Genomic DNA, 14,026 nt, shown 5'->3' on the forward strand with positions numbered 1-14,026 from the left:
TAATTAATTATGACAACCTTTTTTAGGACGTGACATGATGAATAACGAGAGTAATGTGGTGAAAACATCTCCTTATATACATACTCGGTTGTTGCCGACAATCCCGAAAGAAGACTTTCTGCCAAAGAGTATTTTTATAATAGAAAATGCTTTGGTGCAGGAATTGAAAAGAATAGTAAGTAATCTTAAAAACAATTATATATGAAGACAAAAGCTTTTTTAGCAATGTTGTTATTGGTGATAACAGCTTGCGGTTGTTCTAAAACAGAAGAGGAAACAATATTTCCTGAGGCTGTAATGGTTAAGAGTTTTGCGACTGTAGCAAATACACCTGAGCATAGTTTTGTGAATTTTGCCCTTACCCAAGATGGTTACCGAGTTGTCCAAAATAAAGAAGCCCTACAAGCGCTCTTTCCTAATACTGACCTCAGTACTATAAAGGAATTTAAGGATATTGATTTCGGTACACAGACTCTTATCATAGGAAGAAAAGGGCTTTCTGAAATGGCACAGGCGAAATGTAGGTTTAGCAAGAAAAACAATAATAGCTACGTGCTTACGGTAGACCTCGACTTACTTGGACTATTTGGACCAGTAGTGTTATACTACGGTGCGGTAGTACAAAAACTACCTGAAAACGCTACTGTATCCGTAGAAGTATTGCCTCTTGAAGTGAATAAAGATATTTAGGCACGAGGTCGTAGCAAGACAGGTGGAAAAATTAGAGAATTAGGAAATTTGGAAATGAGCAAATGAGGGTGTGAGTCACACGGGATTATTAGCAGATTTGTCGGAGGGACTCTGAGAGGCTCATCAGAAGAACCTGCCTGCTTTCTGTACGATTGAATTTCGTAAGACAAATAAAAACACGACTTATAAAAATAAAGCATTATGGAAACAAAAACGTTTTTAGCACTACTGTTATTGGCAATAGTGGGGTGCGGTTGCTCAAAAAAAGAGACTCCTCCACAAGAAGTTTGTGGGTGCAATAGTCCTACTGTTTGGACTATTAAAGAATCTCTTGAAGAAGAAATAAGTTATGCAAACAATCAAAATACTTATTATCCTAATACATTTTGGATAGGCAAGGGGTTTCATTTTTTTATAGTTTGCAATGAGGATATTTTACCTCAAAAAATAAGAGATTTAAAATATAAGGAAGAGGGCACTACTATAAAAGTAAAAATTCAAGGAGAGGTAAAAACTCTTTGTAAAAAATGGATTCACCCAGCAATTTATAGTTATAATCATATTACTTTAACTAAAATAGAAGTGTTATAAAACGACTCTCATAAAACAATAAGTAATAAAAAAGACTATTACATATGAAAACAAAAACGTTTTTAAAACTTGTTACCTATTACTTGATTTAAAATGAACATAACCCTACATAAAACACTAAGAAACGCTTTATTTTTAATGCTTTGCCTAAGTAGTTCGCTATGTTTGGCACAAGCAAATATAACAGTGAGCAAAACGCACCCGCGCTATTTTGAAAAAAACGGTGCGACGTGGATTCCTATTAGCACTAATTATCTACCATCGCACAATTTTGAAGAGGTAGAAAAGTACTTTAAACACTTTGCCGAGAATGGCGGAAATGCGATGCGCATCTGGATAAGTACTGAGTTCTTAGAAATAGAAGACCAAAGGGAAGGAAAATACAATCCCGAGAAGTTAGCGCGTATAGAACAGTTGCTACAACTTGCAGAAAAGTATCATATTTATATCAAATTCACCCTACATCACTTGCGTACTATCTCTAATAACATCTCACCTGAAGCTTCTTGGTGTAACAGCTATTCGCTAGCTACCAAGTTCAAGAATGTAAGCGAGTATGTAAGTACTAAAAAAGGCAAAAAATCCTACTTAAAACGCCTCAGAGCGATTGCTAAAAAATGCCAAAACCACCCGTATGTATATGGGTGGGAGTTGTGGAACGAAATGGATTCAGCAGTACCCGAAGCAGAGTGGCTACCTTTTACCAAAGAGATGCTCGGTAAGGTGAAAAAGTTATGCCCTAATCAGTTGGTTACCCAAACCTTAGGCAGTATGCACGCCTCTTATATGGACGACTACTACAAGAAGCTGGCAGTAATACCTGACAACGAGTTTTTGAGCATTCACCGTTATTTAGACGAGGGCGACAAGTGGCATCAATACCCGATAGTGAAAGGAGCTGTGAGTGCTTTAGCAACCGATGCCGTAGCTATGGGCTTGACATTTACCAAAAACGACCCCAAGCCTGTTATCATCAATGAGATAGGAGCTGTAAACCCTAACCACGCAGGACCTTCGTCGCTTTATCCGAAAGACACAGAGGGCGTTTTGTTACACGATTTTATCTTTGCACCTTTCTTTGGAGGTAGTGCAGGTTCGGGCAATACTTGGCATTGGGATCATTATATCGAGCCTAACCAACTGTGGTATCACTTTGGGCGTTTCAAAAACGCTATTGAAGGAATTGACCCCGTGAAAGAAGCGATGCAACCCTTCTATTTCAAAAGAAATACCGTAGCCTGTTACGGACTAAAAGGCAAAACAAAAACGATATTGTGGTGCAGAGACCTAACTAACAATTGGAAAACAGAGTTGCGTGAGGGGCGTCCTGCCCAAATGAAACGAGATTTCGAAATACCACTCAACCTTATAAATATAAAATATACTCATTACAGTGTTTACGACCCTTGGACGGATAAATGGGAACGACATATGCCTATGTATGACGGAAAGGCATTGATTCCAGCCTTCAAGCGTTCGATAGTAGTGGTATTAGAAAACCCATAGCATCTTCCTGTCTTCTTTCCTTAGTTTTCTTATTGCCCTGATAGATGAGCAAAGGGCAAAATTATAAAAACAAAGCAATATGTAATTCTCATTTTAAGGGAAGGTACAGGCAGGAAGGTGTTTTTTATAAAAACGTTAATGTATCTATGAGATATAGCAAACACATCTTTAAAACGCTTATTTCGTTACTTATGATAGGTTGCGCAACACCCGCTATCCTAAAATCTGATAATGAAAAACTCACCCAAAAGAGTTTCAGTGGCGATAAACACATAGAACAGCGTGTAGATTCGGTACTGCGTTTGATGACTCTTGAAGAAAAAATCGGACAAATGACGCAATTCTCAGCCGATTGGTCGGTTACAGGCCCTGTAATGGCTGATAAGTACCAACCTTACCTCGAAAAAGGCTTGGTAGGAAGTATTTTTAACGCTACTTCGGTTGTAGGTATGCGAAAATTGCAAAAAATAGCGGTAGAACAAACACGTTTGGGTATTCCTATCCTCTTTGGTCAAGATGTGATACACGGCTATAAAACTATCTTTCCCATTCCGTTAGCTGAATCTTGCTCGTGGGATTTGGCTTTGATGCGCAAAACAGCTGAACTCGCTGCCCGTGAAGCTACTGCCGATGGTATTAACTGGACGTTTGCTCCTATGGTAGATATTACCCGCGATGCTCGTTGGGGACGCGCAATGGAAGGCGCAGGCGAAGACCCTTATTTAGGAAGCCTTATTGCCGAAGCGCGCGTAAAAGGATTTCAAGGGGGAGACAATTGGCAAACGTTGAGTAGCCCTCACACACTTTTAGCTTGTGGTAAACACTTCGCCGGCTATGGAGCTGCCGAATCAGGCAAGGACTATAATACAGCTGAACTCTCTATGCACACCTTGCGCAATGTATATTTACCTCCTTATGAGGCGACCCTAAACGCAGGGGTGGGCAGTATAATGGCTTCTTTGAACGAGATAAACGGAGTGCCTGCCACCGCCTACAAGTGGTTACTTACAGAGGTACTTCGCAAAGAATGGGGTTTTAACGGCTTGTTAGTGAGTGATTACACAGGCATTAACGAGTTGGTGCGACACGGGGTAGCCAAAGATGATAAACAAGCGGCAAACCTCTCAGCCAATGCAGGAATAGAAATGGATATGAATGGGGCAACCTTTATTAAATACCTTAGTGCCTTAGTGAAAGAAGGCAAAGTAACCGAAGCTCAAATTGATAAAGCAGTAAGGCATATATTGGAAATGAAGTTCCTTTTAGGTCTTTTTGATGACCCCTACCGATACTTAGATGAAACCCGTGCCAAAGAAAATACTTTTACTGAGGAATATCTGAAAGTAGCGCGACAAGCTGTTGCTTCCTCAGTAGTACTCTTGAAAAATGAAGCTGAAGTATTACCCATCAAAAAAGATAGCGGTAAAACGATTGCTGTAATAGGGCCTATGATGAACAACACAAGTGATATCAACGGCAGTTGGACGTGCTTAGGTGACGGCAAACAAAGCGTGAGTTTACTCACAGGGCTTACCGAGAAATACAAGGGTACAAACGTAAAACTTCTCTATGCCGAAGGCTGTGGTTTTACAACTATTTCAACAGAACAACTCAAAGAAGCGGTTGCTATAGCTCGCAAAGCTGATAGGGTATTAGTGGCCGTAGGTGAACAGAGCAGCTGGTCAGGAGAATCGGCGGTGCGCACCGATATTCGTTTGCCTCAAGCACAACGCCAATTGCTCGAAGCACTAAAAGCCATAAACAAGCCCATAGCTATCATTACTTTTAGCGGACGACCGCTCGACCTTTCTTGGGAAAACGAGAATGTACAAGCTATTTTGCAAGCGTGGTTTCCTGGTACGCAAGGAGGCTATGGCATTGCCGATGTGATAGCAGGCGATGTAAATCCTTCGGGGCAATTAACGATGTCTTTCCCCCGCAGTGTAGGACAAATCCCTATTTACTACAACTACAAGAGTACAGGGCGACCTGTATATACAAACAATGAAGAAGTAGACCACCGCCCTCATTATAACGCAGGATATTTGGATAGTTCCATTACGCCTCTTTATCCTTTTGGGTATGGACTCAGTTACACTACCTTTGCTATTAATAATGTGCATCTGAATAAAAAAAGTATCAAACGCTATAACGATAGCATTATAGTAAATGCCTCTGTGCAGAATACAGGAACAACCGAGGGCGAAATAGTGGTACAACTCTATACCCGACAGTTAGTAGCAAGTGTTAGCCGCCCCGTAAAGGAATTGAAAGGGTTTCAGAAAATCCCTCTCAAAGCAGGTGAAAGCAAACAAGTCCATTTTGAACTGCCTTCCGAAGCTCTTGCCTTTTACGGCATCAATGGAAAAAAGGACACTGAGCCCAGCGAGTGCTTGCTGTGGGTGGGCTTACATTCTGCCGATAATAATAACGAACAACATTTTACAATAGAAGAATAACAAACCATAAAATAGTAAACGATTATGAGAATACAACGTACCTTATTCTTATCAGTACTTGCCTTGGCGAGTAGCCTCAGCATAGCGCAAACCCACGATTGGGAAAACTTGGCGGTAAGCAGTATCAACACCGAAAAAAGCCATAGCCACTATGAGCCGGCTGGGAAAATACTCCTCAATGGCAATTGGCAGTTTGCCTACTTCAAACACCCTTCACAAGTGCCTGCCGATTTCTTTTTGGGCAAAGGCATTACCCAATGGGACGCTATAAAAGTGCCTTCAAATTGGCAACTGCAAAGCAACCGATATGACCCTCCAGTTTTTACCAATATCAAATATCCGTTTGCAATGAACCCTCCTTACACCCCTAAGGACTACAACCCTACGGGAGTGTATAGAACGCAGTTCACAGTGCCTAACAAATGGAAAGGCGAGCAGGTGTTCATTCACTTTGCGGGAGTGCAATCGGCGATGGAGTTGTTCATCAATGGTAAGCAAGTGGGCTATCACGAAGATGCAATGCTACCTGCCGAGTTCAACATCACTCCTTACCTAAAAAAAGGCAAAAACGAACTATATGTAAAAGTCTTGAACTGGTCGGACGGCAGTTATATAGAAGACCAAGATTTTTGGCGACTCAGCGGTATTTATCGCGATGTATACCTCTTTGCTACCCCCGAGTTGCGTATGCGTGACTTTTCGGTTTATCCTCAGCTCGATGCACAATACCGCGATGCTACCTTGCAGGTGCAAGTAGAGGTACAGAATTTAGGCGAAAAAGTAAGCGATGCCCTTATGGTACAAACTACTCTTAAAGATAGCAAAGGCAATGTGATAGGTACCGAAAAAGCCTCTGTTGCGGATATTGCTGCGGGAAAAGAAGCTACCGTTAGTACCCAAATAGCCGTAAAAAATCCGTTGAAATGGACTGCCGAAACCCCTAACCTCTACAAAGTGGAACTCAGTTTGCTCACCGCCAAAGGCAAGGTGTTACAATCGTTTACTCAAAATGTAGGATTTAGAAAAGTTGAACTAACAAACGGATTGCTCCTTGTGAATGGCAAGCCTGTGAAGTTTAAAGGAGTGAACCGCCACGAGTTCGACCCTTATAATGGTCGTACCATCACCCGCCAATCGATGATTGACGATATTATATTGATGAAAACACACAACATCAATGCGGTGCGCACCTCTCACTACCCCAATCTGCCTGAGTGGTATACCCTCTGCGACGAATATGGTTTATATGTGGTAGACGAAGCCAATATCGAGAGCCACGAATTGTGGGAGAGTGGTTACTACATAGGCGAACGCCCCGAATGGCAAAAGGACATCGTGGAGCGCAATGTGAATATGGTTGCCCGCGATAAGAACCACCCTTGTATCATCTATTGGTCGATGGGGAATGAATCGGGTTGGGGTAAGAACTTCGATGCGGCTTATGAGGCGATAAAAGCTCTCGACCCTCAAAAGCGTCCCGTGCACTACGAATCCAAAAATCCTGCTTATGCAGGGGTGCTCTCGCATTACGATATCATCTCTAATATGTACACCGAGCTCAACCACTTGAACAATCTCTTTACCGAAGACCCTAAACGCCCTGTGATTATTTGCGAATATGCTCATTCTATGGGTAACAGCTTAGGCAACTTCCGTAAGTATTGGGAGCTTTTTGCTACCAATGAGCGCTACCAAGGTGGTTTTACGTGGGACTGGAAAGATCAAGCGTTGCGTTGCAAAGATAAGAACGGCAAAGAGTATTGGAACATCATCAATCATATTGACAAAGCGAATGTGAACGATGGATTGGTAAATGCCACAGGCGTTCCTCAGCCCGAAATGCACGAACTGAAAAAGGTATATCAGTATTTCAATATAAAGGATATTGATATCAACACAGGTTTGGTGCTCATCAGCAATAGCAACTACTTTGTAAATAGCGATGAGGTGTATTTGCAATGGGAACTTATCGAGAATGGCAAGCCTATCGCCAATGGGGTAATCAACGACCTGAACATCGCCCCACAAAGCCAAAGAGCCCTACAAATACCTTTCGATACAAAATTGGTACAAAACGGCAAGGAATACTTTATGAACTTCCGTTTTAAGAATAAAAAGGCTACTGCTTGGGCTTCAAAAAATTTTGAAGTAGCCAAAGAACAACTTGCTTTTCCTAACTATTTTGTGAGAGAAATCGCTAAACCTTCGGATAAAAAACTAACATTTACTGACGAAGCGACAAACTTCACCGTAAAAGGCGAGAATTTTACAGCCGTGTTCAGCAAAAAAACAGGCGGTTTAAGTCAATTTACGCATAAAGGGAAAAACCTACTTTCAGAAGCGATGATTCCTTCTTTTTGGCGTGTGCCTACCGATAACGATGAAGGTGGTTTTGAACAATCATATGCCTCAGCTTGGCGCAAAGCGGGATTAAAAGAAGCTACGGTAACAGCTACCGAAATGAAAGCTACACCCATAGGGGAAACCCAAGTGAAGATAGTAGCACACAACCGCATTGAAACCAAAGCGGGCAATATCAGCCAACAAGTAACTTACCTCATCAATGGCGAGGGACGTATAGATATCAGCACAAATGTGGAAGTGCCTGCCTCTGTGCCTCCTTTGGCAAGAGTGGGAATGCTCCTAACGCTCGACAAGAGTTTTAACAAAGTGGAATGGTACGGCAAAGGTCCTTATGAAACTTATGCCGATAGAAAAGAATCGGCTTTTGTGGGTATTCACAGCGGTGCAGTAAAGGATATGCACTTCCCTTATGTGATGCCTTCTGAAAACGGCAATCATACCGATACCCGTTGGCTCAAACTCCTTTCGGGTACTACCGAACTGTACATCAGTGCTCCTAAACTCTTTAATTTCAACGTGCAAGACTATTCGGACGACGCACTAAATCAATCCAAAGAAACCCAAGAACTGCACCGTGGAGACCACACTTATTTGCACATCGATGAGGCTCAAATGGGTGTAGGAGGAGACGACAGCTGGTCGCCACGCGTACATAAAGAATTTTTGCTCAACCAACCGTATTATCATTACGAATTTAGCATTCAGGTAGGGGGGAAATGAGAAAATTAGGAAATTTGGAAATGAGAGAATTAGAAAATGAGAGAATTAGCAAATGGGGAAGGGTTGAGGAATTCGGAAGGAAACGGAAAAGTTCGGAAGAAGGTTAAGACTGTTTTTGGTGAAAAAAGGCTTCAAGGAGGGTGGGGTTAGCTTATAGAGAGCTTATAGGAAGCTTATACGAATCTTGGACGATTGGTATAGAAAGGGTATATAAATAGTTGATAAATAGTATAATACAACAAGGCTAAAAATGTTAAAAACAGGGTTTCGAGGCGAAAGAAAGAGGAATCCTCACCCCGTCCCTCTCCCAAGGAGAGGGGAATGTGGTGACGGAAAATCAAAAGAAACCACTCTCTTTACACATACCCAGCTGTCGCTGGCTACCTTCAAAGGAGAAAATTGTGGCGAGTCATTTATTCGGTAAGCCCCCGAACCCCCGAAGGGGGACAAGCTGGAAAAGGAGACAAACCTTCCCTTTACACATACCCAGCTGTCGCTGACTACCTTCAAGGGGGGAGTGTAGCGACGGAAAATTGAAAGAAAAGACGAATGAACGAGAGGCGAATGACGAAGGCGGACTTCCTTTAAAGGGGGAATGTAATGAAGGAAAAGGGAATTTGGAAATTAGAAAATTTGGGAATTAGCAAATTTGGAAATGAGAAAACTACTCTACATAATATGGGTGTTATTTCCTGCGTTGCTCTCAGCGCAGGACTGGGCGTATCTATCCAAAATCACTACCCACAACGGATTGGTGAGCAATGAGGTTACCAGTATGTTGCAGGACTCAAAAGGCTTTATATGGATAGGCACTGATGACGGATTGCACAAGTTTGACGGTTATGATATCACTGTGTATAAGCACAATAGCACCCAGAAAAACAGCCTGGCAGGAAACTCTATCAGGTGTTTGTTTGAAGACAGTCAGCACAACCTTTGGATTGGCTTAAAAGGCGAAGGACTCAGCAAACTGAACCTGCGTACGGGTATCTTCACCACCTACAAACATCAAAAAGGGAGTAATAGCCTTAGCTATAACGATGTAGCGGGCATTGTAGAGGACGAAGCGGGTATGATTTGGATAGCCGTAGACCGTGGCGGACTGGATATGCTCAACCCCAAAACAGGAGTTTTCACTCATTACGACATCCGAGAAAAAAGCACTTCTAAACCCCTGAACAACGCCCTTACGGGTATGGTAGCGACCAATGGCACGCTCATACTCAGTTCGTGGGGTGGCGGGGTGTACAGTTTTAACCGCAAGGAAAAACAATTTGAGTTACACCCTTATTGGCATACAAACGACACTGATGAGAAGGTATGCAAGCACATTTTCAACCTCTACAAAGACCCAGAAGGCACTGTTTGGGTATCATCGGCTCACGGTGGTTTGTATAGCTTAAATGAAAAAACAAAAAACTACCAACGTTATGCGGTGTGTGGTGCGACCCCTTGTACGCACAATGTGAACGTGCTTTCGGTAGCCGATGACGGTCAGCACAACATTTGGATAGAGACTAACGAGGGCATCAAACTCCTCAACAAAAACACTCACACCATTACCGACTTGCAAAACCCGCAACTCGCTAATGAAAGTGTGAATCACATCTACCGAGATAAAAGTCAGCTGATGTGGGTGAGTACTGCCTCAGGGATTTACTATTTTAGCCCTACCCCTGCCCAATTCAAATGGGTGAGGTACAAGAATTTTCTTTCGGAAAAGCAAGTGCGCGCTATCTTTAAGGACAGCAAAGGCAACCTCTGGATAGGAGGCTTAAATCATATTGATAAACTCAACCCCGACAGGAAGACACTCACCGCTTTTAGCAACCAATCCTACAACCCCAATACTCAGCTCTATCAGGCTTTTTGTGAAGATGCCGAAGGCAATATTTGGATAGGCAACTACGCCAATTACCTCATTAAGTACAACCCCTCGTCCAACAGTTTTAGTCAGGTGCCTATTCCCGCCCCTACCGGTACGAACTACACCTACCGCAACGTCTATCAAATTACCAAAGATTGGGATAATTCGTTTTGGCTTGCTACCGAGTTGGGGGCTATTAACTACCAGCCCGCTACGGGAGTTTTTACCCCGCTATTCGAAAGTAAAAACATTATCTACCCCGAAGATAAAACCCACGTAATTCACCGCGACCAAGACCTGCTTTTGTGGGTAGGCACCGAAAAAGGCTTGCGTTGTTACACCCGCGACCTAAAACTCAAACACACCTATACAGCCCTAAAAAACAACACACACTCCCTGAGCAACGACTTTATTACGGCTATCCACGAGAGCAAGGACGGTACCTTGTGGATAGGCACCAAAGGAGGGCTACACAAGTTCGACAAGAAAACCGAACGTTTTGAACTCATTCGTCGTAAAGGCACCGACTATGGCGACCCTATTTTCGGTTTAGCAGAAGACAATAGTGGCAATCTGTGGATGAGTACCCCTTCGGCAGTACTGAAATACACCCCAAAAAGCCAACAGTTTCAAGTGTTCAACGAGTACGACGGCTTGCAAAATTCGGGCTTTCAATTAGGGGCTTTTGCACAAGCCAAAGACGGCGAGCTACTGATTGGAGGAAAAGACGGTTTTAATACTTTCTATCCTCAACAGCTTACCCTTAACCAAACCCAACCCAAAGTAGTAATTTCCGATTTTCAAATATTCAACAAATCGGTACGACCAGAAGAAGGAGGGGTGCTCAGCGAGGTGATAGATGAGACCCAAAGCATTCACCTCAAACATTGGCAATCGGTAATATCGTTCCGTTTTTCGGCATTGAACTACCGCGCTTCTTTTAAAAACCAATACGCCTATATGCTCGAAGGTTTTGACAGCGATTGGATTTACGACACTTCCGAGCGCATCGCTACCTATACAAACCTCAACCCAGGCACTTACATCTTCAAAGTAAAAGCAACTAACAACGACGGGGTGTGGAGCGAAAAACCCACTACAATTAAGATAGTAGTAGCCCCTCCGCTTTGGCGAACAACTTGGGCTTACATCCTCTATGCTTTGCTAGGGGTGGGCTTGCTCGTGCTTATCGTGAAATATTACACCATCAAGGAAAGAGACAAGCAGAACCTGCGCATCTCGCAATTGGAAGCTCAGCGTATGTACGAAATCAACGAGATGAAAAACAACTTTTTCTCTAACATCTCTCACGAGTTCAAAACACCGCTTTCGCTGATTGTAGGTCCGCTGAACCAAATGGTAGATGATGAGAACTCTCCTAAGGAATACAAAGATAAGTATACAATGATGTTGCGCAACGCCCAAAAACTGATGCGCCTCATCAACCAATTACTCGATTTTAGAAAGTTAGAAAAGAACAAATTAGAGCTGAATTTGCAATATGACGATGTGGTGAAATTTGTGAAAGGAGTGAGTGAAACCTTTGCTTATCTCGCTTTAGAAAAACAAATACAATACACCATAAAAAGTACAATGCCCAGCTTGTGGATGCCTTTTGATGCCGATAAATTAGACAAAATTCTCTACAATCTTATCGGAAATGCCTTCCAATACACCCCCGAAAAAGGTGCAATCACGGTGCTCATTGCCACTGTGATGCAAAACCAGCAGAAGTTTTTGCAAATAAAGATAGCCGATACAGGCATTGGCATTTCCAAAGAAGAACAAAAACAGCTCTTTACCGCTTTCTTGCAAGGCAAACGCCAGAAAGAACTCCACAACGAGGGTGCTGGCTTAGGGCTCGCTTTTACCAAAGACCTCGTCGACCTACACCAAGGGCATATAGAGGTAGAAAGTGAAGAAAAACAAGGGGCTACCTTCACGGTATTGTTGCCTATTTTAGATGTACCACAACTCCACGACGAGGCTTCTATCACCTTGCAACAGATAGACACTACCCAAACGGTAAAAGAAATAGCTCCACAAGAAAATGCGAACGACAAGGAAGAGACTATTTTGGTAGTGGAAGACAACGATGATATGCGCGATTATATACAGCACATTCTCAACGAGCATTTCCACGTACTATTGGCACGCGACGGCGAAGAGGGCTTAGAATTGGCTATTACCCATATCCCCGACCTCATCGTATCGGATATTATGATGCCTAAACGCGATGGTATTTCAATGGTAAAAGAACTGCGCGCCAACGAAAAAACAAACCATATCCCTATCATTTTGCTCACCGCCTTAGACAAGGAATCGCAAGTGGTAGAGGGGTACAGTTTGGGAGTGGAAGACTATATCACCAAACCTTTTTCGGCTAAAATACTCAGCAAGCGCATCGAAAATATACTGCTTTCGCGCAAGAAGTTGTGGGAACAGTACAGCTCCTCATCCGACCTGAATGTGTACCGCGAAAAACTCATCGGGCAACCTTGGAAAAAAGAGTTTGTAGATAAAGTGAACAACATTGTAATGGAACACCTCAGCAACCCTGAGTTTGGTATCGATGCCCTCGCCGATGCCCTAAATATGAGCACTAACCAACTCTTCAAAAAGGTAAAAGCCATTATGAACACCACCCCTTACAACGTGATTGTACAAATACGTATGACCGCCGCTGCCCAACTGATGAAGCAAGGCAATTTGAATATTTCGGAAGTAGCCTATAAGGTGGGTTACCAAGAGCTATCGAATTTCAGTCGCTCGTTTAAGAAGTTCTACAATGCCTCACCGAGAGAGTATTTGAAAGGGGAAAGTGAAAAGGTAAAAGGTAACGACGAGTGACGAATGACGTGAACGGTCTTTATATGAGATTATAGTAATGACTATTCACTTGAAAGACAAGGTTTATTCGAAGGAAGAGCGAAGCTAAGACGAACCTAAGACGAAAGTAAGGCGAAGAAATGAAGGAAAAAACTACAAAAAAATTTGTTCTTAAAAAATTTTTTAGTAACTTGCGCCCATATTGATACTAAAATAAAACTCTTATGGAATCTCTTTTTACCAAACGTCTCCCTATTTTCCATTCAGTACATATTGACGGTAAAGAACAAACTTCACGCTTTAATAGCTTGCACATACAACAATCGTTAAACTCTTGTTGTGATTTTGAGCTGGTAGAAACCATTGCTACAAGCAAAACTCTTTGGCAAGGGCAGTCGCAAGAGCTCTTAAAACAAGTGGGCAAAAATGTGATTATTCGTCTTTCCTTCCCAAGAGGAGAGAACACTTTCCAATTTTCGGGTTTTATTACTGAGGTGGTGATTGACTCGGATACCCCTACGCAAGGAGGAAGCGAAAACAAAATACGCGTTATAGGAAAAGGAAGCCCTGTGGTGTTGGACGATGCACCTGCGATGAACTCGTTTGTAGATTATGATTTGGTAAATATCGTAGAGAAAGTTTTTAAAAATAAATATTTCGACCTAATATGTAATCCTAAGTTTAAAGCGATAATCCCCTACGCAATGCAGTATAAAGAAAGCCGTTGGGAGTTTTTCAATAGGCTTTCGGCTATTTACAATGAACTACTGTATTTTGACGGTAGCAAGCTTGTGTTTGGTGGTGTAACAGATGAACACTCTGAAAACCTAACCATAGACGAGGATATTACCGAATTTAAAGTTTCTTCAAGAACCATTCCTTTTAAATACACCTTTTACAACTACAATGCGGAGGACGATGAGTACATTTATTCGGACACCGAAGAGGAAGTAAGACCGCGCAACGCTTATACTGAGAGCGTTTTTAAAGACTACGAGAA

The 14,026-nt window shown here is 42.5% G+C and carries 7 protein-coding genes and 1 pseudogene; all 8 read left to right on the plus strand.

Annotated elements, in window-relative coordinates:
* The first annotated feature begins 201 nt into the window (after positions 1 to 201).
* Positions 202 to 690, plus strand: a complete 489-nt coding sequence (locus HMPREF1320_RS00490) for a hypothetical protein (protein ID WP_009417065.1) — start codon at positions 202 to 204, stop codon at positions 688 to 690.
* A gap of 201 nt (positions 691 to 891) precedes the next feature.
* Entirely contained in the window at positions 892 to 1,281 is a 390-nt protein-coding gene (locus HMPREF1320_RS00495) for a hypothetical protein (RefSeq protein WP_009417061.1), read from the plus strand.
* 93 nt (positions 1,282 to 1,374) lie between these two features.
* Positions 1,375 to 2,787 carry a cellulase family glycosylhydrolase gene (locus HMPREF1320_RS00500; protein ID WP_009417060.1) on the plus strand — a complete coding sequence of 471 codons (1,413 nt, stop codon included), beginning with the start codon at positions 1,375 to 1,377 and terminating at the stop codon, positions 2,785 to 2,787.
* 146 nt (positions 2,788 to 2,933) lie between these two features.
* Positions 2,934 to 5,246 (plus strand): beta-glucosidase BglX, encoded by a 2,313-nt coding sequence (gene bglX / locus HMPREF1320_RS00505; RefSeq protein ID WP_009417064.1) that lies wholly within the window; start codon positions 2,934 to 2,936, stop codon positions 5,244 to 5,246.
* A 24-nt stretch (positions 5,247 to 5,270) separates the two neighbouring features.
* Positions 5,271 to 8,330 carry a glycoside hydrolase family 2 TIM barrel-domain containing protein gene (locus HMPREF1320_RS00510; RefSeq protein ID WP_009417063.1) on the plus strand — a complete coding sequence of 1,020 codons (3,060 nt, stop codon included), beginning with the start codon at positions 5,271 to 5,273 and terminating at the stop codon, positions 8,328 to 8,330.
* A 399-nt stretch (positions 8,331 to 8,729) separates the two neighbouring features.
* Positions 8,730 to 8,853: pseudogene (locus tag HMPREF1320_RS11820) on the plus strand (phosphinothricin acetyltransferase).
* A gap of 132 nt (positions 8,854 to 8,985) precedes the next feature.
* Positions 8,986 to 13,047: a two-component regulator propeller domain-containing protein gene (locus HMPREF1320_RS00515; protein ID WP_009417062.1), complete on the plus strand. Its 4,062-nt coding sequence runs from the start codon at positions 8,986 to 8,988 to the stop codon at positions 13,045 to 13,047.
* A gap of 203 nt (positions 13,048 to 13,250) precedes the next feature.
* Positions 13,251 to 14,026, plus strand: a 776-nt coding sequence (locus HMPREF1320_RS00520) for a contractile injection system protein, VgrG/Pvc8 family (protein WP_009417066.1), incomplete at its 3' end; no start/stop codon positions are given.

The organism is Capnocytophaga sp. oral taxon 335 str. F0486, assembly GCF_000277665.1.
GTDB classification, from domain to species: domain Bacteria; phylum Bacteroidota; class Bacteroidia; order Flavobacteriales; family Flavobacteriaceae; genus Capnocytophaga; species Capnocytophaga ochracea.

Excerpts from the sequence above, each read along its gene's own strand:
- HMPREF1320_RS00490 (WP_009417065.1), top strand. The coding sequence starts at position 202 with ATGAAGACAAAAGCTTTTTTAGCAATGTTGTTATTGGTGATAACAGCT.
- HMPREF1320_RS00495 (WP_009417061.1), top strand. The coding sequence starts at position 892 with ATGGAAACAAAAACGTTTTTAGCACTACTGTTATTGGCAATAGTGGGG.
- HMPREF1320_RS00500 (WP_009417060.1), top strand. The coding sequence starts at position 1,375 with ATGAACATAACCCTACATAAAACACTAAGAAACGCTTTATTTTTAATG.
- bglX (WP_009417064.1), top strand. The coding sequence starts at position 2,934 with ATGAGATATAGCAAACACATCTTTAAAACGCTTATTTCGTTACTTATG.
- HMPREF1320_RS00510 (WP_009417063.1), top strand. The coding sequence starts at position 5,271 with ATGAGAATACAACGTACCTTATTCTTATCAGTACTTGCCTTGGCGAGT.
- HMPREF1320_RS00515 (WP_009417062.1), top strand. The coding sequence starts at position 8,986 with ATGAGAAAACTACTCTACATAATATGGGTGTTATTTCCTGCGTTGCTC.